The sequence below is a fragment of the candidate division TA06 bacterium genome, from assembly GCA_004376575.1.
Classification (GTDB): Bacteria; Hydrothermota; DG-26; order E44-bin18; family E44-bin18; genus E44-bin18.
Genome location: SOJN01000087.1, coordinates 1 through 25,360 on the forward strand (window position 1 = coordinate 1; position 25,360 = coordinate 25,360).

A 25,360-nucleotide genomic window follows, 5' to 3' on the forward strand; every position below is an offset into this window, starting at 1 on the left:
ACTTTCGCCTGTGTCCGACATGACTAAACAGGCCACATTCTTGAGTAATATGCCCGCAATGACACCCGCTCCTGTCATTGCGATGAGCCCGTTAGGGCGAAGAAGCAATCTAAATGTGATGTGAACGGACAGGCACTTTAGAGACTTGTTCTGTGACCATTGAGATTGCTTCGCGCCCTTTGGCCGCTCGCAATGACACCCTTTCTCTGTTTCACAGTAAGTGTTGAAGGAAAGTCTGCTTGTAGCGATGTACAAAGAACATAGTTGTCATTGCGAGGAGCGTGAGCGACGAAGCAATCTCAATGGAGTGCCAAATGAACAAACAGTATTTTGTGTATATAATGACAAACAGACATAACACCGTCCTCTATACTGGAATAACTAGCGATCTGAAGAAAAGAGTATGGGAGCACAAGAAGGGATTAGTGTTGGGTTTTACGAGGAGATACAATATCACCAAATTGGTCTACTACGAAGTATTTGGAAATGTGCTAGACGGCATTACAAGAGAAAAGCGGATCAAGGGTGGTTCCAGGAAGAGGAAGATTCTCTTGATTAAAAGCATGAACAGAGAGTGGCGAGATTTGTATTACGACCTGTGAGATTGCTTCGCGCCCTTTGGCCGCCCGCAATGACACCCGCTCCTGTCATTGCACCTCGACTTCGCTCGGCATAAACTCGGAGCCCGTCAGGGCGACCGCGTGTATCTCGCTTCGCGAGAAACGGGGCAGGCGAAAGCCTTCGTTTGGATTTTCGATTTTCCGGTGGGTCTGGGTATGGTGGTAGAGAATTTCGGGTGCGGTGGGGAGGATGGGATGGGAGTTTCGTGATTTGGTGGTGATGGGGGAGGGGCAAAAGAAGCCCCCCGTCTCTGGAACGGGGGGCCTTGAATGGTCGTAAGAGTGTTTACCTCAAGACAACTAGCTTGCGGGACTGATTGAAGTCTCCAGCAGTGAGTCTGTAGAAGTAGACACCACTGGCGACCTTGTTTCCGGCGTCGTTGGTGCCGTTCCAGACCGCTGAGTGATAGCCGGCTGGCACTGACTCATTCACCAGAGTTTTCACAACAGAACCCGTAACATCGTAGACCTTGAGGGAAACTTCAGATTCGTTCGTGATGGTGTAGCGAATCACCGTCTCCGAATTCATCGGGTTGGGAACGCCCGGCATAAGGCTGACTGAAGTCGGCCTTCGCGTAATAGCAGCAGTCATCGGACCAAAGACCGTCTCTTTCCCGTTCTCGTCGATGACGCCAAACTTATACGCATACGTTCCACCCTCAACAATGTTCTCGTCGAGATAGCTTGAGCTTCCAGGCATAGGATTCCTGTTCAGCAAGACGTACTCACCAGGTTCATTCTCACGATAGAGATTGAACGATTTTCCGAAGCTGTACTCGCCCCATGCCAGGAGCAAGCCTCTCTCATCCAATTCCCCGACGAACGTGTTGGGCAGAACCGTTCCGGCCTGACCTTTGACGATATTCACGTTCAGGGTGAAGTCGTCTTCGTCTTCGCAGTCAGCTGTAACCGTAACTGTTCCTCTGTAGACCCACTGTTCCTCATCGTGTCTCATCCTGTGCAGCTTATCAGGAAGCGTGGCTGTGAGGACAACCCTCATCGCTTCGCCGCTGGCAAGAGCACCCGGATCAGGCGTGAATGTTACGGCACTGCCTGGGATCTCTCTCCTGTTATCAAAGTAGGTGGAGAGATCCGTAGAGGAACACGTGAACGAGAAGCCAACGTTGCCCGGGCCGTCATCCATGTCGACATTGGTGAACTTGTCGTTCGTACTGAGCACGACGAACTCGCCCATGGTTACGCTGATTACGCTCTTCTTGCTCTCCACAGCGACGAGCGTCATCTTGTTGGCTGTCAGGTTCGCGTAGTCGTCGTCAACGTCCAGATCGCAGCATTCTTCCACGTGAATAGTAACGGGAAGTTCATCGCTAACAGGTCCAGGAGCAGCTATGCCCTCAACAATGAGCTCACCCTCATAATCTCCTGCAGGCTGAGCAATAGCAATGGAGACAGTGACGGCTATTGTCCGCACGTCGCCAGGCTCCAATGAAGCGAAGGCAGCCGGATCGAAGGAGACCGCGGTCCTGGGGATCTTGTCTCCAGACGCATTCACCAGGTCCGTGGACCTGAAGTCGATGTCCGAGACATCCCCGTTGCACATGACGTCTGTGTCGAACGCAACCTCTCCACCAGCTCCAACCACATCGCAGCCCACATCCGCTTCGAGCGTATCATCCATCCACTCTATCGGTGGAGGAGTCTCTATGCAGGCCCAGATATACCAGTCTCCGATGCTTGAGGTGTATTGATACCAGAAACCAGTACTCGTCCTGTAGAACCTGTTACCTGAGCAATTGAAGACCGCGTCACAATAGACGCCCGTTAGCTCGACCGGGTAGTTGGGAAGAGTCATGGCGGCCACAATAGCCCCACTAGTGATCTCGAGTGGAGGGGATACGATTCCATAAACCTCCCCGAATGGTGCGAGACCATCGTCCACAACGATCATCTGCCGAACTGGAGTAGGATCCGGAGTAGCCGTGGGTTTAAGGAATACCGCCAGCTCGAACGGATCCAGATTGGCGTTCGGCCATGGCCAGAAAGGTCCACCTGGAGAACACACCTTGGCGCCAATATACTTAATCTTTGCAGGATAGCCCGCTGGCGTGTATGCGTTACCCCAGTAATACCCACCAATCCAGTACTGAGCGTTGGTTATGGAACTTCTATCATCGCAGCGGTACACATCGCACTCTTCCACTGCCATGATAGTCTTGGACTTGCAGTCGTTGCCCGGCTGTTCATCGCCAGCCAGCTCCGTGCAGATCTCGAGATCATAGGCCACTTCCGCCGCTGCAATGGTGAAGTCAGGGAACGTAACATCAATGGTCGCACCTGATGCGAGGGAAGCGACTGTTACTACCTCGTTATAGACTTCAGTTGCGCCGTCCATGATTATCGCACGCACGTCGAAGTCGCTCTGGGGCTGCGTACCACGGTTGCCCACCCTTGCCTCGATTTCAACATCGTCGCCTGCGCTAAAGAGGAACCCATCGCTGGGCTTGAGAATACCATCGACAGCGACGTCATTATCTGGAGGCGGCTGGTACACGCGAACACGGTCAGGGCTTTCCTGACTCATGTAGATGATAGCAGGTGCACCTGTGCCTTCCCAGTCATCAACGAAGTCGATCCCGCCAGCAGTTCCAGGAAGAGACTGGTAGCCAATGGTGCTGCCGTTCCTCTTCAGGGCATGCAAGCGGTTTCCACCGGTTCCTGACTGATAGGAGACCCAGAGAACCCAGGACTCACCGAAAGTCCCGGTTCTGTCAATGGCAATACCATACTGAGCACCACCAGGGTTGTTTATCAGATACCCCTGCCAGGTCATGGTGCAGGATGGGCGGCTGATCGAGTAAGCGCCCCAGTTGGTGTACCAGTAATGGGACCATATAGTGTCGGGACTGGAGCCGCCATCGTGATGGGCGCTGCCGTACTGGTAAGAGAACTGTGTGAGATAATTATTGCACTGACTACGACAGTTGTCCAGAATTATCAGACGTCTTCTGTACGCGTTAGCAGCGCCGTGGATTTCACTTCTGGATTCGTCCCAGGCCAGGTCTCTCATACCCCAACCACTGGAGCTCGGTTGCGTGCAGGTACGGGTTTGGGAACCCGCGCTGCTGTAAAACCGGATATACTGATCAGGCGAAATGCCTGTAGACACCTGGTAACGCTCATCCGAAGAAGCGTCTTTGTTGTAAGCCACACCGACAGCGTAAGGGCTCTCGTTGATGGGGAAGGTGAAAACTTGCACCCAGGCGATATACTGGGGAGACATAAGAGCCTGGCCTTCTCCTGGCTCCTGATAGAGGAAATCCTCAACCGTGGCACCAGGGAAGACATCGGCGTACTTAAGCACTTTCTCCCAGTAAGCCCTCTGAGCATCTGCTCCGTCGGTCGCAGACACAACCCCGGCAGTCTCAGCGAAAGCACCCACAGCAAACAGAAGACAAACTGCGAGTGTCAAAAAGCTTAGCCGTTTCATTGTCCTACCTCGCAACTTCCGCCTTCAAAATCAAGACGGAAACTGTTAAAGATTTTCCTCCCCACGGAAAAACCGCGGAAAGGCACGGACACTACCTGCATCACCTCCTTCACTGTTGGGATATGACGGCAACATTCACCTCCTTTCACGCAAAGGTCAATTCGCCTGTTGGCATAAAATGATAAAGCAAAATTTGTGCCACCCAGTCATATCACGACTGGAACATACTAAAGCTAAAGCATACAAAGACTTAGGTGGTTCCGCCGGATGCACGACAGGAAAGGCGATGGGGAAATACTCCCCGATAGTTCGTGAAACGTGTCATCTTTCCCCAAGCAGTAGGCTGAACCAAGGGTTTCTGAGATGCAGATTTGGTGTCTATTTAGATATACTTATACATTACTTAAGCTGAAACAACATACGGCCCTCAGTCGGATGTCCTCAGGAGGCGGCTGGCAAGTCACATAGAGCCAGATGTCCAGTGCCTGTAAGCCCGTAATTCGCAAGGACTTAAGTAAACTGAATCATTCCAGCACCATAACAATGGTTAATTCTGCCCCACAGAAAATGCTCTATGAACCACTGTATAGTGATGCAGACGAGGCTACTGCGAACCTGGAGAATCTCTCTGGTCGCCGATCAGGTGCTGGCTAAACTTGTTGTGCGACGTGTGAGATTGCTTCGCGGCCTTTGGCCGTGAGTTCATGCCGCTTGTCCTGAGGGTATCCGAAGGGAGAGAATCGAGGTGCAATGACACCACCTCCTGTCATCCCAGGCGTAGCGAGGAACCTCCGGCATTCTGCATTTTGATATGGTTCTTTCTTTGTAGGGGCGCGGTTTCCGCGCCCGTCTTTCTGGGCAGGGAAACCCTGCCCCTACAAAACTAGAAAGAGGGGTGCCTGATTAAGCGCACCCCTCTCTGTTGACTGTGAGTATGTTACTTATTTCAGCATCACTATTTTTCGGACAGAGTTGAATGTTCCAGCGTCCATCCTCAGGAAGTAGACACCGGTTGCAATCGCGCCGCCCCGAGCATCTTTGCCGTCCCAGGATATGCTGTGGAATCCAGGCTCGATGAGATTGTTCACAAGAGTTCGAACCTCATTCCCTGCGACGTCGAAAACCTTGATGCTCACAGAACTTCTCCTGGGAAGGGCGTAAGCAATCGTCGTGCTGCGGGAGAACGGATTGGGTCTATTCTGCGAGAGCCCGAAGGTCCTGGGTAGATGAGGTCCTGTCAGTTTTTCCTCAATTCCTACAGTGCATTCGTAGATTGTCTTGGAAAGGGCATTATTGCCTGTCAATGTGTCTTGAGTAGCAGTAATGGTGACGGTCATGGTGAATGAGTCAGGAGAGACAGAGGGCCCCACCCACGGTATGAAATTCATCAGGGAGTTCTGGCCAGGCGCCAGATTCGAAACTATCGCGTTGCCAGTATATGCGTTGCCACCGATGCTGTCAATAGTACAGACGGCAAAGATAGAATCGATGGTCATATTGCCGACATTCCTCACCGTGGCCTGCACATCATGTAAAGAGTCGGTCCAGAAACAAGACGGAGCGTCCAGGGAGACAACACCAGCATCGTAGATACTCGCGGGGCACCCCAGGATTACCTTCCCCATTTTGCCCGGGGCGCAAGCCCAGCCAGCCGGATCTTCTGCACTGGTCGGCCACCAGCCTATCCATGTCGGAACTGGACTCTGATTCAGGACAGCAAGCCAGAGCCCCATTGTATCACAGGCTGAGGCTTGAATTCCAGCATAACCCCAACAGAAAGTGTCCGGAACGACAGCTAGAGATAAAGTGAATTCATACTGCATGTTGCCTGAGGTTATGTTGGCATACTGGCCTCTGGCAACGTCACAGACTGGCCACCAGTTGCACGAATCGCTATTCAAGGCATTGAGACTGACACTGTCGTTGGCGCCGATGTTCGAGATGGCGAATTCTCCCTCAGTGGGGACGGGCCACCTGGGCCACGCCCCGTCGTCGTTATCATCCATGAAAGTCCACAAAACGTCGTATCTCTCCTCCGATACGTCAGCAACGGCATCTATGGCGATGTAGAGATTGTCGTTGTCGTTCTTAACGTAGAAATAGACAGCCCCTGGACTGATACTATTGAAAATGTTACTCACGTCCCGGCGAGTGGCATCAATCCACTCTCCGGGAGCCATGAAGCCATTTGCGGTGGGGGGGTCAAACGTGTACTGTGAAACGATCACCGAGGTAGTGTCGAAAACACAGGACGTAGTCACAAGGGTGTCATTGGCAGGTGTTTGGTCTCCGGAGAGGTCAGTGTAAACAGTGACGCCGTAGCAGTTGCCAATTCCATCAGGGGTCCAGCTGGCGAAATTTATCAGCTGTGTACTACCGCTATCCAGGTTCGCGACGCTCTGAATGTCTGTGTAAAGGGTATCTCCAAGTGAATCAATCACGCAGGTTACATCGAAATTGGCGGTGTCGGACCCCAGGTTCTTCACCGTGGCCTGGGGAGTTACAGGAGTATTGGGGGCAATCCAACTCCCAGGGCTGTTTATGGAGGTGACTGCCACGTTCAGGGTATGTATCGTCGGTACACAACCGAAAAACGACATGATCGAATCAGCAAGGTCCACCTTGGTGCTCGGGGAAGAACCGTCCTCTAGACCGCCAAACTCGAAAGAGACTCCCACCGTCTTATAGAAGCCTCCTCCATCGTCATAGGCGATTCCGGACCCATAGGAAGGGGTCTGGTTCTCGAAGATGGTGTAGGCGCCGGCGCCAGTGTCCGGAAGAAGTCGGTCGATATACCGGTTGTCTGCTGTGGGCGAATAGTTAAAGGTCATCCCTTCAGTGAAGGTTGCCGCCATACCGATCAGGGTTCCAAGATCATCATACCCATCCTTGGCACCTATGATATTGAAGTAAGCTTGGAGAGCTGTGGGGATGTCGTAGGCCCACGTGTCTCCTCCCTCCAAGTAGACTTTCCCATTGTTGTCCAGGTAGGCGGTAAGTGCGTTCACAATGGCCCCAGGAGCCAGGATGTAAGTCTGGTCGTAGATGCCCAGGCAAATGAAGACGGCGCAGTAGTCCGTAAGGTTTCCAAGATAAGGGTTGATGTCTGTGGTGTAGTCGCCCTCGTATCCAGCGCCAAAGAGAGCACTTCTGATGGCCGGGCCGCTGTTTGTGTTGCCATCAGCATCCCATATCAGAAAGTCAGTCTGGGCGTTGGCGACCCCGGAACCCAGGGCAAACGCCAAAATCAAGAATAACAGAGACGGCCTAAAACTCTTCATCACCTTACCTCCAATTTTGGAAAGGTTTCGGATTCGTAAGGGCTAACAACGAATACAATACTAAATTTAGAGTAAACCAGAAGAATTGTCAAGGGTTTTTGGAAAAAGTCTCTCCGTCCCGGATTCCCGTTGACGGAGAGACTTTTGAGTAAACTGGCTCGAGTCAAGAGTCCTTACTTTTTCATCACGACCAGTTTCCGTGTCGCGGTAAATTCTTCTTTTCCTGAACCAGCCCAGGCCTTCAGGCAATAGAAATACACTCCAGAGGAGAGTTCCTCTCCTCCATCATCCCTTCCGTCCCAGACCGCCGTGTAGTAACCCGCTCCCTTTTCCCGATCAACAAGAGTGCGCACCCGCTTACCGACGATGTCGTACACTCTTAAAGTGACGTGTCTTGGAGTAGGAATCTGGTAGCGGATCGCAGTCGTCCGATCGAACGGGTTCGGATTGCTCTGCCCCAGGGCGAAGATGGTTGGGATGGCAGCCACTCTCCATCCTTCCTCGACTCCGGGTATTGTCGTCGTGTCCGTCCAGGCGAAGATCGAATCCATGAGGCAGTCATTGGCGCTGTTGTTGTCATCTGTCACTTGAGTGCAGGCGCTCCAGGCGTACCAGAAGCTGTCAGGTGTAGTGGGGACCGTCCAGTTGGCGAACGAAACAGACGTGGTGGCGCCGGCGCCCAGATTGAATACGGATTCGGTTTCTGCGTAGATAGCAGCAGGTATGTTGAAGTCTACGGTGAAAGTCTCGGAAACGTTCCCGAAGTTCACCACCATCACCTCCACCTGGTACGTAGAGTCGGTCATGACAGTATCCGGCGGGAACTGTTTGGAAATCACTGCGCCATCGTGCACGGCCGGTATGCATGAGTCAGCGTAAACCGACTTGGAGGCGCAGTCGTTGGCTGAGTTATTGTCGTCCGTAACCTCAGTACAGATGGTCACAGTATATGAGGTATCGGCAAAGGACGGCACCGTCCAGTAGTTGGCGAAGCAGATTTCGACAGAACTCCCAGGGGCAAGATCAACGACTTGAACGGTATCTGTCCATCCGTTGATGGTAGCCACCGCATCGAAGGTCTCGGAAAAGGCCCCGAAGTTTTCAACCATGGCGCACACCTGGTACGAAGAATCTATACACACGGTGTCCGGCGGGGCAGTGACAGAGGTCGCACCACCGTCATGTATTGCTCCGCACGACAGGATCAATTGGCCCATTCTGGGAGGATCCAGCATGCCCGGGTAGTCAGCAGTGGGAGGCCACCAGGCTGGATAGGAAGTGGGAGAAGTCCCCAGGTCAATGGCGGTGAGCCAGAACCCCACGGTATCGCAAGGGCCACACTGCAAAGAAACGTAATCCCCGCAGAAGGTATCCGGAATGGCAAGAAGAGGCAGAGCAATCTCATACTGCACGCGTCCGGAACCGAAGCCTACAGCTCCCTGGAGGGCACCAGCATCGCAGAAAGTCTGCACGCCAGAATCGCTGTTCCAAGCGAAGAACTTAATGCTGTCGCCGGCCGCGTGCTGCTCAACATAGAGCTGGCCCTCTAGGGGGAACGGCCACACTGGCCAGGCTCCATCGTTGTTGTCGTCGAAAAACGAAATAAAGGCGTCCCACTCATCCAGGGTATTGTCTATGATAATATCCAGGCCGAAGTAAACGTTGTTGCTGTCGTTCTTAACATAGAGGTATGCGGACCCGGGATTGCTCATTGTATTGTCGAGGATGTTACTCACATCACGCTGCGCGGCGTCGGCCCATTCAGCCCCGCCAATGTTCCCGTCCATGGTTGGCGGGTTGGTGGTCAGGGGCGAAACGATGGTCCACGAGGTGTCGAAGGCACACGTGTTTCCAAACGCCGTATCGTTCTCGGGTTGGCAGTCATCGACCAGTTGCGTGTATACGGTAACGTCGTAGCAAGTCCCCACCCCACCAGGAGTCCAATTCGCGAAGTTAACGGCCTGCGAGTTGCCGCTAGGCAGGTCAACAACGCTCTGGGTGTTGGTGTAGACGGGGCTTCCTGCTGTGTCGATTACACATGTGACATCGAAGCTAACAGTCATCAGGCCGATGTTTTGCACTGTAGCCTGGGGTGCTGTCGGCGAATTCGGTGCAACCCACGTTCCCGGATTATTGATGCTAACAACCGAGACATTTGAGTCACATAGTGTAGGTGCGCATCCAAAGAATGACATGATGGAGTCAGCCAGGTCAGCCTTCGTGCTAGGTGGCGTGGCGTCATCCAGACCGCTGAACTCGAAGGACGCGCCAACCGTCTTATAGGAGCCACCGCCATCGTCGTAAGCGATTCCGTTATTGTAGGCGGGTGTCTGATTTGCGAAGACGACAACGGCAGTTGCTATCGGATCCAGACGATCTATGTACTCGTTGTCCCCGGAATAGTTAAAGGACATGCCCGCAGTGAAGGTCCCTCCCTGCCCCAGGACCGTTCCCACATCACCGAATCCATCCTCAAGACCATTGATGTTGAAGTAGGCGTGGAGGGCGGTGGGTGTATCATAGGCCCACGTGTCTCCTCCCTCCATGTAGATCTTTCCGTTGTTGTCCAGGTAGCTTGTAAGTGCGGTTACAATGGCTCCTGGCGACAGGGCATAGTTCAAGTCGTAGACGCCAAGGCAAATGAAGATGGCGCAGTAGTCCGTAAGGCTTCCAAGGTAAGGGTTGATGTCCGTGGTATAGATACCCTGAAATCCCTTGCTGGTTAAGGCGGTCTCAATGGCTGGGCCGCTGTTGGCATTAAGATCGGCATCCCAGATCAAGAAGTCGGTCTGAGCCGAAGCGATCCCGGAACCCAGCAGAACCGCTAAAACCAAAAGTACCAGCGACGACTTAGACATACTCATTCCTCTACCTCCTCTTATCGTTGCGATCGTTCGCGACGATCCTTTGTGAAATGTACCCAAAGTCCTGTCGGACTTGTGGAAGTCTAGTGGAACGCACACGTCTGGTCAAGTCTTTTCTGCAGATGCTATCTGGCACTCTCGATCACCTTTGCGAAGTGTTAACTAGTGAAGCGCGTGGTCGATCAGCCGAATCTTGTAATCACGCGAGGATGACCTCATGACAGACTTGACACGTCCCACGCCTGGAGCATACCAATCATAAGTTGACATCAGTGTCGCATCCGGTGCCTTCTCGTGGGATTCTACCTTGAAGCATTTCTCATAGGTCTTGTCGGAAACGGTGACAGTGTCCGCGAATGTGACTGTGAAGGTTTTTGTTATGTTGAGAGGTTCCTTTTCCGGATCCTTCACCATCCTACCTGTTACTTTCGACCAGGTCTTCCCATCTGATAGCGGGAGTTTGAGAAACACGTCTGGATTTGGATCTGTCTTACTCAAATAAAGCACCGCTTCGTTCGCCCTCTTCTCAATGTAGAAAAAATCCACTCCAGATTGTCCTAACCGCTTCCAGTTGCGCCTGATTTTCCAGGCAGGGTTCCCCGTGGAAAGCGTCTCCATCTCCGCGACTTCAAAGGTGATCGTGTCAGCGAGGCTGTCAGCGGACCCTCCCACATAGACCCAACGGTTACCCTCAGCCAAGGGGAAATAATCAGCTTTCACCTCCTCTCCCTGGATTGGGGATTTCTCTCTGCAGCCGACTAGTACGAACAGAATAGAAAGGACAAGAAATGCAGCTCTAACCAAGCTGAAGCTCCATTAATGAAAGGCAAATGTGCTGAGGGGCGATTTCATTTCGTCTAAGGTATCCCATCCTTCCCCGTGTTGTCAAGCATTTTTTTCGGCGGCAAACCCCATAATCGAATAGCGCAAGTATCATGCCAGTTGGAAGTTGGTGTTCGGGGCCTTGTGGTGCGCCTTTCTCTTCTCATATACCAAGGGTAGTGCATCTCTAGCACCCATCTAACGCAAAACCTGCACGCCCGCCTGGCCCGGAGGGTTCACCTGGAAAGGTCCGCAAACAAGCAATAACTTCTGGCCCGATGGAACAATCAGACCAATACGCTTTGGCATCACCAGGCACAAGAGGGGAGGGCAAGCTCTCTTGACAAAGGCATGGGCTATGCTTGAAAACTGAGGGGCTGGGCTACTGAAGGAAGCTATTCATTGACACATCAGTGGACGGTGTAGTCGACCAGTTTCGTCTCGCGGACATGGGATTTCTTGCGGATAATGGTCATAACATTTCCCACACCGGGCGCATACCACTCTGAGCCAGATACCACTACTGAGTCCTGCTCGCTCCTGCTCGATTCCAGCTTGAAACACCTTTTAAAGGTCTTCCCGGAGACGTTCACCGCCTCCAGGGCCGTTACAGTGACACTTATGGTATACTTGTCCCGGCTTGACACCACCCAGTTTTTTCCCACTTCCAGGGGAAACCTGAGGAGTACGTCCGGCGTCGTGTCTCTTAGAGAACTGTACGCCACCACTTCATTTTCCCTCTTGACGATGTAAATGGAATCGACCATGAGGAGTGACTTGCTCGGCAGGTCCCAATTGCGCACCATCCTCCAGGCGTTTTCACCGTTCGACATCCTTACACTCGCGTCCACCTCATAGGTGAGTCTATCTGAGTGATCTCCAGTCGCATAGACCCACCTGTTCCCCTTGGCCATCGGGTAATAATCCTGCGGCTGCTCGTCTCTTTTACATCCTCCCATCGCAAGAACGACGCACAGTATAGAAAAGAAGGCTCTAAACATACCCAAGTCTCCTGAGTGAGATATCTACCATCGATTTTTCTGAGGCTTTCCCAAGATACTGTCTCCCTCTTTCTGAGTCAAGGGAAAATGCCACTGTTATTCGAAGTCTGAAATGCGTCAAAGTTTAAGGTTTCGGAGTAGCGCCACCTGCCCGGGCCGTTTCACGGTCTCCTGAGTTCAGGCGAAGGAGATAAATGGGAGGGTGAGAATATCGAAGGACGAGGGACGAAATCCTGAGAGTGTCGAAGGACGAATAGGACTCATCTGACGTCTGAATTGCTTCGCCCGCCTTCGCTCTTCTTAGCTACGTCGGGCTCGCAATGACACCACCTCCTGTCATTGCGAGCTGGATAGGTCCGATCCATCGTAAGATGGAGCGAGACATATTCAGTCCTTCGTCGGCGTGAGCCGATGGAGGAGAGGCATAACCGACCCTTCGACAAGCTCCCCGTGTATCTCACTCCGTGAGAAACGGGGCAGGCAGGGGGAGACGTAGCAATCCAAGTGTGATGTGGGATGAGCAGTAGATGGGGGAGGGGCAAAAGAAGCCCCCCGCCTCTGGAACGGGGGGCCTTGAATGGTCGTAAGAGTGTTTACCTCAAGACAACTAGCTTGCGTGACTGGTTGAAGTCTCCTGTGGTGAGTCTGTAGAAGTAGACACCGTTGGCGACCTCATTTCCGGTCTCATTGGTGCCGTCCCAGAGAAGAGAGTGATAACCTGCCTCAACGGACTCATTCACCAGAGTCTTCACAAGGGCACCGGTCACGTCGTAGACCTTGAGGGAAACCTCAGCATTGTCAGGAAGCGTGTATTTGATAGTCGTTTCCGTTCTCATCGGGTTCGGCGCGGTCGGCATAAGGCTGATAAGTGTCGGGGTCCTTGGAATGGGCACAGCCGTCATAGGTCCGAAGATAACCTCTTGTCCATCGGCGATGATGCCAAACTTGTACTGATACGTCCCGGTCTCGACGACATTTCCGTCGGTGTAGCTCGTGTTTCCGGGTAGAGGTGCATCGTTCAGTTTGACAAACTCACCGTCTTCATTCGCACGGTAGAGGTTGAAGGACTCCGCGAAGTCGAATGCCCCCCAAGAGAGGATGAAGCCCTTGTCGCCCCATTCGCCGACAAACGAATTAGGCAGAACCTTTCCTGGCTTTCCTATTGTGACGACGAGCTTCAAGGTGAACTGGTCAGAATCGGGGAAGTCTACTCCGGGGAACCAGATCGGGTCACAGCAAACACCTGTTGCCTCAACCGTTCCTCTGTAGACACGCATCTCGTTCTTAGCCTTCTCAGTTTCAACACTGTCAGGGATCACTATCTCAACGACCACCGCTCTAGCATCACCTTGAGCGAGAGGGTCTCCAGGTAGAGGATTCCCTGGGTTCTGAGGACACTGCAGCATGCTGATGCTCGCTGCCAGAATCGACTTCTGCTCTTCGTAGTTTTCGAGATCGCTTGCCACGTAGTCGATCCTGCAAAAGTCGCAGTTACCCGGACCATCCCAGTAGTCGACATTGCCGTGGCCAGCCGCGTCCTCCTTCGGGTTCACAAGGACGAAGTAGCCGTAGGTTCTGCTTATCACATTCTTCTTCGACCTTGATCCGACAAGTTCCATGTTGTTTCGGTCAACGTTGGCGTAGTCGTCGTCAATGTCGAGGTCAGGGTCTGCTGGTGCAGGCGTTGCACACGCTTTCAGGGCCAGGTCGTAGGCAATACCTGCCGGAGCCCACGCGTCCTGCACACGCCAGAAGTTCACCCCTGGTGTCTGGGGTAGGCCTACGATAATTCCTTCACCGTCAGGGTTAGGATCCAGCGAGACCATCCCGAAGTAGTAGGGCCCATTACCCAATACAAGGTCACCTGGAGTCGCGACGTAGTAGACCCAGGCAGGTGGAACACCGTCATGTGCCACGGTGACCTCCCCGACTGCAGGCTCAACAGGGTTGCCGACGTCATCCGATTGCCATACGCCCAGCTTTATGTCGTCGATGTCACCACCATCTGGCCAGTGACCATAGATGAGCCACAGCGGGCTGTCCTCGTAAAAGAGATATACGCCGCCGTAACTGAAGACCGAACCCCAGGGTCCGGCTGACGGACACTTGATGGCCCACACGGGATCCAGGGCACCCCACGCAACGGAATTGAACACGTATGCGTTATCGTGAGAGCCATTCCAGTACTGTATCTTGGCGCATGTCTCTGTTGCCATCACCTTGTCCGAACAGATCGGTCCGTTATTGCCAGGAGACGGATCGTCCTCGACCTCAACCTCCACGCAGACCTCGTGAGGCGCGTATTCCGGGGTAGGCGCGTAATTCCAGCTGACTATATCGATGTCGCCGGGATCAAGCGGAGCAGTCTGAATTCTTGCTGCCTCTGTGCCGTCGAGATAGAAAACGACGTCGAAGATATCGCCGGTGATCTCTCCTATGTTGGCCACGATTGCCATAATCTCGATGGACTCACCGCCTGGCACGACCTCTTCGGGAAGATAGTTGACGTAGCGCAGCTCAGCATCATGGCTGGGCGGTGCAGGCTCAAGATCATTCCCACAGACGTCGTCAATGTAAAGACCCGGATAGGTGATGGAGAAATCGCTACTCAGAGTCCACCTGACTTTCACCGTCTGTCCTGTCGTCAGATTGGGGTTGCCCAGACTTCCGTTCAGGGGTAGGGTGACTTCCTGCCAACCTCCGGAGTTGCCGCTGAAAGAAAGCCCGGAGATACACGCCGAATAGGAGTAGGTGTGGTTGTAATATGGGGTCGTGGCAACAACAGTCCACGGGCCGCCGTCAACAGAAACCTCGACGTTATAGGCATCCCAGGTGCCCTCGATACTATACCAGTGCTGGTATAGCATTATGGGTCCATCTGCTATTGCCTGAAGCTTTATGGAAGTGAGCCTATCACATGCATTGTTACCGTAATTTCCAGACAGGTTAGTGCCCCAGCAGTAGGGAGGGGAATAGGCACCAGGAGGACCATAAGTTGGTACACCCCATTGCCATGAACCCGTTCCCACGTACATGCCGTTATTGACGTTGAAGTCCTCTTCGTAGGGGCCGTCGCATCCAATTTCCACTTCCTCGACGAGCTCGACGTCATCTATCTCCCAATACCACATCCAACCGTTGTTGTCGTTGTACAAGAAACGGATCATGATCGTCATGCCGTCATATGCAGAAATATCTACATTCTGCGGGCCCGAGTGGTCGCCGGTGTAATGAGCGACATTATTCCAGGTTGAGCCTCCATCTGTTGAGACATCGACGTCGGCATAGTCGTTGGAAAGGTAATTATAAAAGCTGTTGAAATGGAGGTGGACGTCAGAATACCCGGACATGTTGATCGATGGGGTGATCAACTCCTCGATCATATGAACGCCTGAACCGTCGCAGTCCGAGTCGACAATCATGAAATCTCCGCTTCCTCCGGTCATGTTGGAGCGAGAGCAGTTCATCGTCGTCGAATGCTGCCACGTGTTGCCGTCATTAAGATAGTCAATAATTGTCCAACCCGATGGTAAACCGCCCTGGAAATCCTCTGGTCCCCAGAATGTCTGGGCCATGGGGTTCCGTGGTTTACCAGGAGAGGCATCAGGCCCCTCAGGTCGCAGAGAATGCGCTACTTCGTTCAACTCCCTCAGGGCTTCCCTCAATTCGGTTTTGCTGACCTTTCCTTCTATGAAGAGAGACTCCATGCGCTCATATCTTTCCTGCGCCTCCAGAAACCTCTCTTTGCCGGGATACGGACGTGTTTCGATCTTCTCTGCCTCGGGAGCAGCCTCCTCGGTCACCAACTGGTCCGGGGGCGCAGTCACCTCGAGTTCTGGAGAAGCTTCCCTAACGCTGTTCGCGAACTCCGAGGTGAAACTGCTGTGGACACCAAGACCAAGCAGACCGACCAGGACAAGCGCTAGTCCGGCAAGCCACTTAGGTTCCAGTTTTTTCATTTTTTCCTTCCTTAGCCACAAGTAGGTCAAAATCCTTTCTTTCCTTGAAAGGAAAGGACTATCAATCAAGGCTCGTTCCATCACCTCCTTCTTGTAGAGAGATCTGGGACTTATTAGTCGAACCACCCCCTTTCTCACACTGTGGTGTGTCACGAAATGATACGGCAAAAAACATGCCATGAGAAGAAGAGAGGATAATCGCACCATAACTCTTTAGCCTCAAGTGACTTAAGTCACTGAAGGAGGGAAGAGGCTGTCTGGTCAGAGTGGGCAAATCTGCCGCACATCGGGCCATTTTAGGGCAATTTGCCCCATTAGCTGGCTTTCTATCTCTTTATATAGAAAGCAGAAATAAGCTATAAGAATCGTTATATATAGACAAACCGATTCTGCTGGTTCGGCCGGTCTGAATGTGTGGGAGGATTCTGGAATAACTCCAGGGTCGTAGCCGGCACTGTATGAAACAAATAAGTTCTTATTTTCCTGCATCTTACAGAGATGCCTCAAGAGGGGCCAGTAGGGGCGGAGGGATGGACTGCACCGAATTACCCCACCACTGGAAAGGGGCGGACATCAGTAGTCCGCCCCCGGAAAGCATTCTACGTATTCTTGAGCTATCGAATAATGGCCATCTTCCTCGCGACGTTGAAGCCTGCAACAGTCAACTTGTAGAAGTAGATGCCCGAAGGTAGAACATTACCATTGTCGTCTCTTGTGTCCCAGGTAACTGCGTGGACCCCAGAGTCCTTCTGTTTGTTCACCAGTCTCTTCACAACCCTTCCCGTGATGTCATAGACAAGAAGTTTTACGCGGCCGTCCCGGGGAATATGGTAGACGATCTCCGTTCTGTCAACAACTGGGTTGGGGTGGTTCTGGTCAAGCATGAAGAAGGTAGGAGAGAGAGTCGCCGCAACCCTTTCTTCTATCCCGACCCCGCAGTCCTCAGCATAGATGTCGGCAGACAATGTGTCGTTCGAGGGATCTTGATCGCCCGGTAGTACGACCTCAATGCTAAAACCATAGGTGGTGTCAGGAGAAGAGGGAACGGTCCAGTCGCTGAAGCAGACCACCCTCGTACTGTCTGGAAGGAGATTATCCACACGAAGGGTTTCGGAAGATGAATCGATAAAGAGAATTGCGTCGAAGGAGCTGGTTACGTTCCCTGAGTTCTCCACAATTGCGCAAACGGGATAGGTTGTGTCGGTGCATACAGTGTCTCCCGGTGAAATAAGAGAGACCACACCGGCATCGAACACATCGCAGTCCTCTGCATAAACATCTCTGCGCACGCGATCGTTCGTGGGGTCCACGTCACCTGGCAGTTCAACCTGGACAACGACAACGTAGAAGGTGTCAGGAGAAGAGGGAACTATCCAGTCCGAAAAGCAAACCGTTGTATCCTCTCCCGGCAAAAGATCGTTGACCCGAAGAGTCTCGGAGAACAAGTCGATGAACAGGACCACAGGGAAAGATGTGTTCATATTCCCATAGTTCTGAACAACTGCGCATACTGAAACTGTGTCTTTGGCGCACACGGTGTCAGGCGGGGAGAGAAGAGAGTCCGTGCCGGCGTCGAGTACGGCGCAGAGATGAGCAAAAAGGGACTCCTCAGCACAATCATTGGTCGCGTTCGTGTCTCCTGAGACCTCGGTACAAACAGTCATCACATACGTAGTGTCGGGAGTAGTAGGAACTGTCCAGTCAATGAAACAGACCTGCGTCGAGGTATTCGGGAGCAGGTCTATCACTTGAAGGGTTTCAGCGTAGGAATCGAGGGTCAAGATCGCACTGAATGTTTCGGTTCGGTTGCCATAGTTTTGGACTGTAGCGCAGGGCTCATAGGTTGCCTCGAAGCAAACAGTATCCAGAGGAGAATCAATGGAGACAACACCGCCGTCATGGATCGGTACACATTCACCCCAGGCAAAAACTCTCATCATGATACAGTCATTGGTATCATTCATGTCACCGGTCAACTCGGTGCAAACCGTTATTCTATAGGAGGTGTCAGGAACTGAGGGGACTGTCCAGTCGGAGAAGCAGACAAGTGACTCAGCTCCAGGCGCAAGATCGAATACCTGAAGGGTCTCAGCATATAAGTCTATGTTCATGACTATATCAAAGGTGTCGACCACGTTTCCGAAGTTCTTCACGTTGACACACACCGGGTAGATTGAGTCCGGGCAAACGGTGTCTGGCGGAGAATCAAAGGAGACAACGCCCACATCGGGAAAGAGCGAGTAAGCATACTTCAGGTCGTGGGTCCAGTTGTCATAGTAACTCATCTGTCCAATGGTCATGGAAGTATACAGGCCTGCATCAATAGCATCCTCGACGACCTCGATGTTCCAGCCCCCGGCATCCTTATAGGCATATTTCGGATCACCATTTGTCCTGTCGTAGTAGCTGATGTGGGGGTATCCACCCCCGTCCAGAGCTATGGAGGTGAACTCGCCGACCGCACCCGCGTCCTCGACCGTCTCCATATGCCAGCCCCCGGCGTCTTTGTAACCATATTTCAGGCCAGAATTCGTCTCGTCGTAGTAACTGACGTGGGGGTAGTCACTCCCATCGAGAGTCAGGGACGTGTAGCTGCCCACATTTCCATTATTATCGCCGGTCTCAATATTCCAACCCCCGGCATCCTTATAGGCATACTTCAAATTTGAGTTGGTCACGTCAAGATACGTGATGTGCGGGTACCCACTCCCATCCAGCTCCAGAGAGGTATGCTGCCCAACACTTCCTGCCGCCTCAACTGTGTCGATGTGCCACCCACCAGCATCTTGATAGGCATACTTCAGATCAAGGTCGCCCATACCAACGGTCGCAGAATAGCTTATGTGGGCGTATCCACTGTCGTCTAGAACCAGAGATGTGAATGGCCCGGCTGACCCGGGCTCGTCCACTCTTTCTCTATGCCACCCCGCGCCGTCCTTGTAAGCATACTTCAGGTCCCATAAAGTGATAGTGTTGTCGTAATAACTTATGTGGGGGTAGTTGCTGTCGTCCACGGCGATGGAAGTGTATTGCCCGACATCTCCCGCCGCGTCTGCTGTTTCAATGTTCCACCCGCCGGCGTCCTTGTAGGCATACTTCAGTTCCGTATTGTCCAGCCCGTAGTAGCTAATGTGGAGATAGCCACTGCCGTCCACGGCAAATGAACTGTATTGTCCCACATCTCCCGTAGTGTCCACTATCTCGACAGCCCACTGGCCCGCAGCCGGCATCGAGAAAAATGTAGAGACCACAACGGCAAAAACCAGCAAACCAAACCTTTTCATCTCCACCTCTCCTTTTGAATTTCTCTCCTACCCCTAAACAGAGATATAATCTTCTTGGGTCTGCAGTTGGCACTGTGCTTACGAGGGCCAGAGAAAAACAGACCGATCTTCAGATTTGTTTCTCCGCAACATGTTCGGAATGGGATTCTTTTCCGCCAACCCACACCGAAAACCTACCGGAGTAGTACTACCTTACGGGTAGCACCATAGGGCTCAGTTCCAGAGCCCGGATCTGCCATGAGCTTATAGAAATAGACGCCCGGAGGCAAATCCTCTTTTGCATCATTCATTCCATCCCAGATAACTGAATGGATTCCCGCCTCTAACGGTTCATTGACTAGCCTTCTAATCGTCCTTCCTGTGATATCGTAAACCACCAGGTTTACACGGCTGTCCTGAGGAATATGGTAGAGAATCTCCGTCTGCCCAACAGCCGGATTGGGGCGATTCTGGTGTAGCATGAAGAAGCTGGGGGAGAGAACCCCCGTGCCTTTTTCTTCAATGCCGACGCAGAGGACTGTATGTATGTACCTGTTCAAGCGGTTGTCCTGCGGATATTCATCACCTGGGAGGTCAATTTGAAAGAGAACCTCATGAGTGGTATCAGGAGAAGGGGGAACAGTCCAATCGGAAAAACAGACCGTTGTATCTTCCCCTGGCATAAGACTATCTACCTGAAGTGTCTCGGAAGATGCCTCGAGAAACAAGAACACCGGAAAGGAACTGATTACGTTTCCGAAGTTCTCGATAGTCGCGCACACAGGATAGGTGGAGTCTGTGCATACTGTATCCGGCGGAGACTGAGAGGAGGTTATGGCGCAGTTGATAAACGGGCAGTCATATGCGAACAGGGACTCCACAGCACAACCATTGGCGAGGTTCGTGTCAGCCGGAACCTCCGCGCAAAAAGTCATCATATAGGTAGTGTCGGAAATAAAGGGGACCGTCCAGTCAGAAAAGCAGATCATCGTATCGTCTCCCGCGACGAGGTCCGGCACCTCAAGAGTTTCAGCGTAGGAATCCAGGGTCAAGACTACGTCAAAGGTTTCGGTCCGGTTCCCGTAGTTTTCTACTAAGGCACAAGGTATGTAAGTTGCGCCGAAACATACGGTGTCCTGAGGAGAATAAATGGTGGACACACCAACGTCATGGTATTCATCACACTCGCCCCAGGCAAAAACATTTTTCAGGATACAGTCATTACCGGCTCTTTCATCATCAATCATCTCAGTGCAGACTATTATCCTATAGTTCGTGTCAAGAGCTGATGGGACTGTCCAGTCAGAAAAGCAGATTGCCAAATCAGTCCCAGGGGGGAGATCAACGACACTTAATGTCTCTGCAAAAAGCTCTAGGGTTAAGATTGCATCGAAAGAACTGGTAACGTTCCCGAAGTTCGTAACGGTGACGCACACTGGATAAGTGGAATCAGGGCACACGGTATCCGGTGGTGAATCAAGGGAAAGCACTCCAACATCAGAAACGATCTTGTAGGCATACCTGAGATCCTTACGAAAATTGTCATAGTAACAGATGTGGGGAACTCGCCCATTCTGGAGAGCCAGAGAAGAGTATTGACCGACATCAAGCGGAAGAGGCCCACTCTCAACAGTATCCGTGTGCCATCCCGCGGAGTCAAGGTGTGCGTACTTCAAGCCGCCGTTTCCCCGGTCATAGTAGCTGATATGGGGATATCCTTCAAAATCGAGAGCCAGAGAGGTGAACTCGCCTACGTCACCTACATCGTCCACTGTCTCGATGTTCCACCCCCCGGCATCCTTGTAGGCATATTTCAGGTTCGTACCCCCTTCATCGTGGTAACTAATATGAGGGTACCCATTCTCATCCAGAACAAGGGAAGTATAGCTGCCGGCGCTTCCCGGCGAATCCACTGTTTCTAAGGACCAGGTCAAGCCTGTCCATCTCGCATACTTAAGATCCGAGTCGTTCAATTCATAATAACTGATATGAGGAAACCCGTCGCTGTCCAGTGCCAGGGATGTGTGCTGTCCGGCAGTTCCGGTAGCATCCACCGTCTCGGTCTGCCATCCACCGGCATCTTTTTTGGCGAACCTCAAGTCAGTGTCGCCCATGCCCACGAGTTTATCGTAACTTATGTGGGGAAATCCAGCCTTGTCCAGGGCCAGTGAAGTGAATTTGCCAGCCGATCCGGGCTGATCTACTCTTTCTCTGTGCCACCCACTACTATCCTTATACACATATTTGAGATCCCAGAGCGTGACCGTATTATCGTAGTAACTGATATGAGGGTATCCGCTGTCGTCTAGGACTAGAGAGGTGTACTGCCCAACATCACCGGCGGCATCAGGCTCCTCAATGTTCCAGCCTCCGGCGTCCTTGTAGGCATACTTGAGGCTGGTGGTGCTGTAAGTATAATAGCTGATATGGGGGTACCCTGCACCATCCACAGCCAGAGAGGCATGCTCACCCACGGTGCCCGTACTGTCCACCAACTCAATAATCCACTGTGCCTGAACAGACGCCGGGATCACCGCAAGCAAAGCGAACAAGACACAAAACCAAAACAAGTATCTTCGCATTTAGTCTCCTGCTTTATATAGTCAGATTCTTGTACATCGTGAAAACTCCGGACGCTCACCTCCTTTCTTCCGATGCGGGGGTGAACCTCCAGAGCCATGCTCCGGCCTTCCCCCTCGGAGGAATTCCAGAATGCGTCAAAGCATGACCAATCTCTCGACAGCGTAGCAGATTCTTCTCAGAAGAGTCAAGGAGAAATTTGAACACACGCGTGCACTCTCAAAATGATAGCGTACGTTGCTCAATGTGTGGTCCTGCCCGTCGCTTCCCTTAGGAAATCAAGCCCTAACATGACGAGGCAGCAAGTTCCGTGCCAGCAAGAATCTAGGGCACAAAGCCATTTGAAGCCCCCTCTTATCCAGTCTCCAGGGTAACAATGCATCTCTGGCACGTGTCCCGCGCAAAACCTGCACCTTTGATTCACTCCGGTTTTGGTGAAATGAAAGCTTTCAAGGCAATGAGAAACTCTGGTTTGATGTGCCAATCAGACCAAGACAGGTTGTTAGCATCACCAGGGCGCAAAACGAGAAGGCTACTTAACAGGTAGCCCTCTCGAGTGAAACATCAGTTGTGCGCTCAACATTCAGATGAAAGTCACCGAAGCATGATCAGTTTTCGCGTCGACAGGAATTCCCCGGCTTTCAGACGATACAGGTAGATTCCGGAAGGGACCTCGAACTCGTTCTGATCTTTCCCATCCCAGGTGATTGTGTAGTAACCAGGCTCCTGGGTTTCGTCTCTCAGCGTTTTCACCAATCGGCCGCTAGGGTCATACACCTTTAAACTCACTTCTGCCCTTACGGGAATCTGATAGCGGATGTCCGTCCTATGGTTGAATGGATTCGGACTACTCTGCCCCAGGGCAAACGCCCTGGGAACGGCGAGCACTTTCCATCCTTCCTCAATTCCAACCTCACACATATAGGCGAAAACGGAATCGGTCTTGCAGTCGTTGGCACTACCGGTATCACCAGGAACCAGAACGCAGGATGTCATTGTGTACCAGTTGCTGTCAGGTGCAGAGGGAACAGTCCAGTCAGGGAAGCAGACCTGAGTCGTTTCGCTGGGTGCCAAATCGGTTACCGTGGTGGTTTCGTCGTAGACAGGGGGGATGGAGAAATGTGCATCGAATGTTTCAGTTACATTCCCGAAGTTCACCACTGTGACACATAGGGTGTAGGTGGAATCGGTGCAGAGCGTATCCGGCAGGGAGTCAATGGAAATCATTGCTCCGTCGTGGATGATAGGCGCTGGTTCCAGGATGATGTCGCCGTATTCAGAAGGGGTGTACCAGCCGGTGGTGGGGTCGGTGTCATAAGGCCACCAGCCGTACGTTGAAAAGTCAAAGCCGTTCATCGCAAGAATGAAGAATCCCACCGTGTCCCCGGCCGACGCATTCAGTTCCTGAGCAAGAATTCCCAGAGGGATCTGAAGTTCGAACTGTTGATGTCCGGAGGTGATGCCAATGGCTCCGGGGTATCCAACCAAGTATTCATTACCAAAAACTCCGCCCGCCTGAATCCATCGGTGGGAGAGAGAGTCAGCTCCGGTTATCTTCCACAGCCAGTAGTTCCCTTCACTCGTGTCAGGAGCAGAGGGAAAAGCATGGTCGTTGTTGTCGTCAAAATACGGTGCAATCTGATCGAAATCGTCCACGGTTGGATCAGCTGCCGCGTCTACGGCCATGTAGAGGTTGGCCGCATCGTTCATCACGTAGATGGCTGCAGAACCAAAGGCGTCGGCAGCGTCCGGTGTTCCGAGGAGGTCGCTCACGTCGCGCGTCGTGGCAGCAGACCATTCTCCTGGAGTAAGAAAGCCATCAATGGTTGGAGGACTCGTTGTGTAAGGTGACTGGATGACTTTGCTGGGATCGTAAGTGACAGTCGTGCTCATCAGTGTATCGTTTCCAGGGTTCTCATCCCCGACCAACGTCGTATAAACGATCTCCTGATAGTTGATCCCGGGAGCATTTGCGGCGTTCCACATTGCTGAAAAGATAATAGATGTGTCTGTAAGACTGGACAATCCCGTTATATTCACGGTATCACTGTAGACCAGGATCAGGGAGGAATCAATGTCGCAGATAACATCGAACGTGGCTGTGTTAGTTCCCAGATTCCGAACCACGATTTCCGGGTTGAGAGATGTGCCTTGAGGAATTACCGGACCAGGGCTGGTTACCGAAATGGGCCCAACGTCGTCGGAAACAGGAACAGGTTCGACGATGCCGTGAATCAGGAAATCCCCGTCAAACCAGGGGTCCAGTAGCCACTCTACGCCATCATACCAGTAGTTGCAACTATCCAGGACGGCATCAAGGCCGTTCACGTAGTAAGGGACGCTGTTTTCATCAAGCCAACCGATATAGATGTCGTCCCCGAAGGGGATGAAGATCGGACTGCCGAGGTCGACCCGGAACCACTGGTCGTAATCCGGATTGTTCTCAGTGCCGGTATCCAATAATGTTGATGGAAGACCCCCTGGACCGTCGTCATCCCACACTCCCCAGGTGAGACCAGGCGCTTCGGTATCGGGGTCAGAAGGCCAGAACAGAAGCGCGATAAGCGAGCAGGCACCTGAAGGGGTGAGCCGCACCGCTTCATTCCACTCATCCACCCCATTGTAATCCACGTCCCAAACTACGCCATCATCGCAGGCCAGGGTTTCCAGCTGAGGGAAGAAGAGATGAGGCGAAGGTTCATCCGGATTTCTTTTCTGATGTCTTTCCACGGGCACGACTCCCGCTGGCATCCTTCCAGGCGACCTTTCTGAGGTCCAAGCTCTCTTGCCCAGAAGTTTTACAGAGGGAGAACCCAGATCGACTCCTCTTGGGCTCGGTTTCAAGATCATCTGTTTGCTGGACCTTTGTGATGAAGGATTTGCTGCGGCCCAGGCGAGAAAACCGAAGGCTGTAATTAACAATACAACCCAAATGAGGTACTTTTTCACTACTCCCTCCTTGCTCAAAGGTTTGTCTTGGAAAGCCCCAAAACGTACAGAGAACAGCGACCTATCCATTTTGTATCATGTTGAGTTATACATACAAAGGCCTGAATTGTCAACAGAAAATTGGGTTGGAGATGTGTGCCAGACAAAGGACTCGGGAAAGTTGTTCTACGACCTTTGAGATTGCTTCGCGACCTTTGGTCGTGAGTTTATGCCGCCTGTCCTGAGGGTATCCGAAGGGAGAGAATCGAGGTGCAATGACGGATTTGCTTTGGTTGTATTGGGGCCAGGCATGGACTTTTGGACCAAACTACGAACCACAGACTGTCAATTGCGAAGTACTTTGTGCGAGGAAAGTTTTGGTTTCCGTTTTCGATCTTCGATTTTCCGGGGGGTCTGGGAATGGTGGTGGGGAATTTCGGGTGTGGTGTGGAGGACGGGATGGGAATTTCGAAGGTGTTGGAGGCTGGTGGGTGGAATTTCGAAGGTTCGGTGAGGGGAAGATGGGCATTTCGAGGGTCACGAGAAGGGGCTTGGGCGGAATTTCGAAGGCTGGGGGAACAGGTGCGGGGAATT

At 52.4% G+C, this 25,360-nt stretch carries 10 protein-coding genes; 1 reads left to right on the forward strand and 9 read right to left on the reverse strand.

Annotated elements, in window-relative coordinates; translation table 11 throughout:
- The first annotated feature begins 314 nt into the window (after nucleotides 1-314).
- A complete protein-coding gene (locus E3J62_07735) occupies nucleotides 315-602 on the forward strand; it encodes a GIY-YIG nuclease family protein (protein TET45301.1) in 288 nt (95 codons plus the stop codon).
- A gap of 304 nt (nucleotides 603-906) precedes the next feature.
- On the opposite strand, the gene E3J62_07740 is transcribed toward E3J62_07735, so the two are convergent.
- The 9 genes from E3J62_07740 to E3J62_07780 all read right to left on the reverse strand — a co-directional run bounded on the left by E3J62_07740 (nucleotide 907) and on the right by E3J62_07780 (nucleotide 24,856).
- Nucleotides 907-4,068 carry a T9SS type A sorting domain-containing protein gene (locus E3J62_07740; protein TET45302.1) on the reverse strand — a complete coding sequence of 1,054 codons (3,162 nt, stop codon included), beginning with the start codon at nucleotides 4,066-4,068 and terminating at the stop codon, nucleotides 907-909.
- Nucleotides 4,069-5,009: 941 nt separating this feature from the next.
- Nucleotides 5,010-7,349 carry a T9SS type A sorting domain-containing protein gene (locus E3J62_07745; GenBank protein ID TET45303.1) on the reverse strand — a complete coding sequence of 780 codons (2,340 nt, stop codon included), beginning with the start codon at nucleotides 7,347-7,349 and terminating at the stop codon, nucleotides 5,010-5,012.
- Between the two features lie 173 nt (nucleotides 7,350-7,522).
- The gene (locus E3J62_07750) at nucleotides 7,523-10,213 is read right to left on the reverse strand and encodes a hypothetical protein (GenBank protein ID TET45304.1); all 2,691 of its coding nucleotides are present in this window, start codon (nucleotides 10,211-10,213) and stop codon (nucleotides 7,523-7,525) included.
- 162 nt (nucleotides 10,214-10,375) lie between these two features.
- A complete protein-coding gene (locus E3J62_07755) occupies nucleotides 10,376-11,017 on the reverse strand; it encodes a hypothetical protein (GenBank protein ID TET45305.1) in 642 nt (213 codons plus the stop codon).
- 428 nt (nucleotides 11,018-11,445) lie between these two features.
- Nucleotides 11,446-12,036 carry a hypothetical protein gene (locus E3J62_07760; GenBank protein TET45306.1) on the reverse strand — a complete coding sequence of 197 codons (591 nt, stop codon included), beginning with the start codon at nucleotides 12,034-12,036 and terminating at the stop codon, nucleotides 11,446-11,448.
- 593 nt (nucleotides 12,037-12,629) lie between these two features.
- The gene (locus tag E3J62_07765; protein ID TET45307.1) at nucleotides 12,630-16,202 is read right to left on the reverse strand and encodes a T9SS type A sorting domain-containing protein; all 3,573 of its coding nucleotides are present in this window, start codon (nucleotides 16,200-16,202) and stop codon (nucleotides 12,630-12,632) included.
- Between the two features lie 407 nt (nucleotides 16,203-16,609).
- Nucleotides 16,610-19,279 carry a T9SS type A sorting domain-containing protein gene (locus tag E3J62_07770; protein TET45308.1) on the reverse strand — a complete coding sequence of 890 codons (2,670 nt, stop codon included), beginning with the start codon at nucleotides 19,277-19,279 and terminating at the stop codon, nucleotides 16,610-16,612.
- Nucleotides 19,280-19,452: 173 nt separating this feature from the next.
- Nucleotides 19,453-21,840 (reverse strand): T9SS type A sorting domain-containing protein, encoded by a 2,388-nt coding sequence (locus E3J62_07775; GenBank protein ID TET45309.1) that lies wholly within the window; start codon nucleotides 21,838-21,840, stop codon nucleotides 19,453-19,455.
- A 592-nt stretch (nucleotides 21,841-22,432) separates the two neighbouring features.
- Complete coding sequence (locus E3J62_07780; GenBank protein ID TET45310.1) at nucleotides 22,433-24,856, reverse strand: T9SS type A sorting domain-containing protein; 2,424 nt, start codon at nucleotides 24,854-24,856, stop codon at nucleotides 22,433-22,435.
- Between the last annotated feature and the right edge of the window lie 504 nt (nucleotides 24,857-25,360).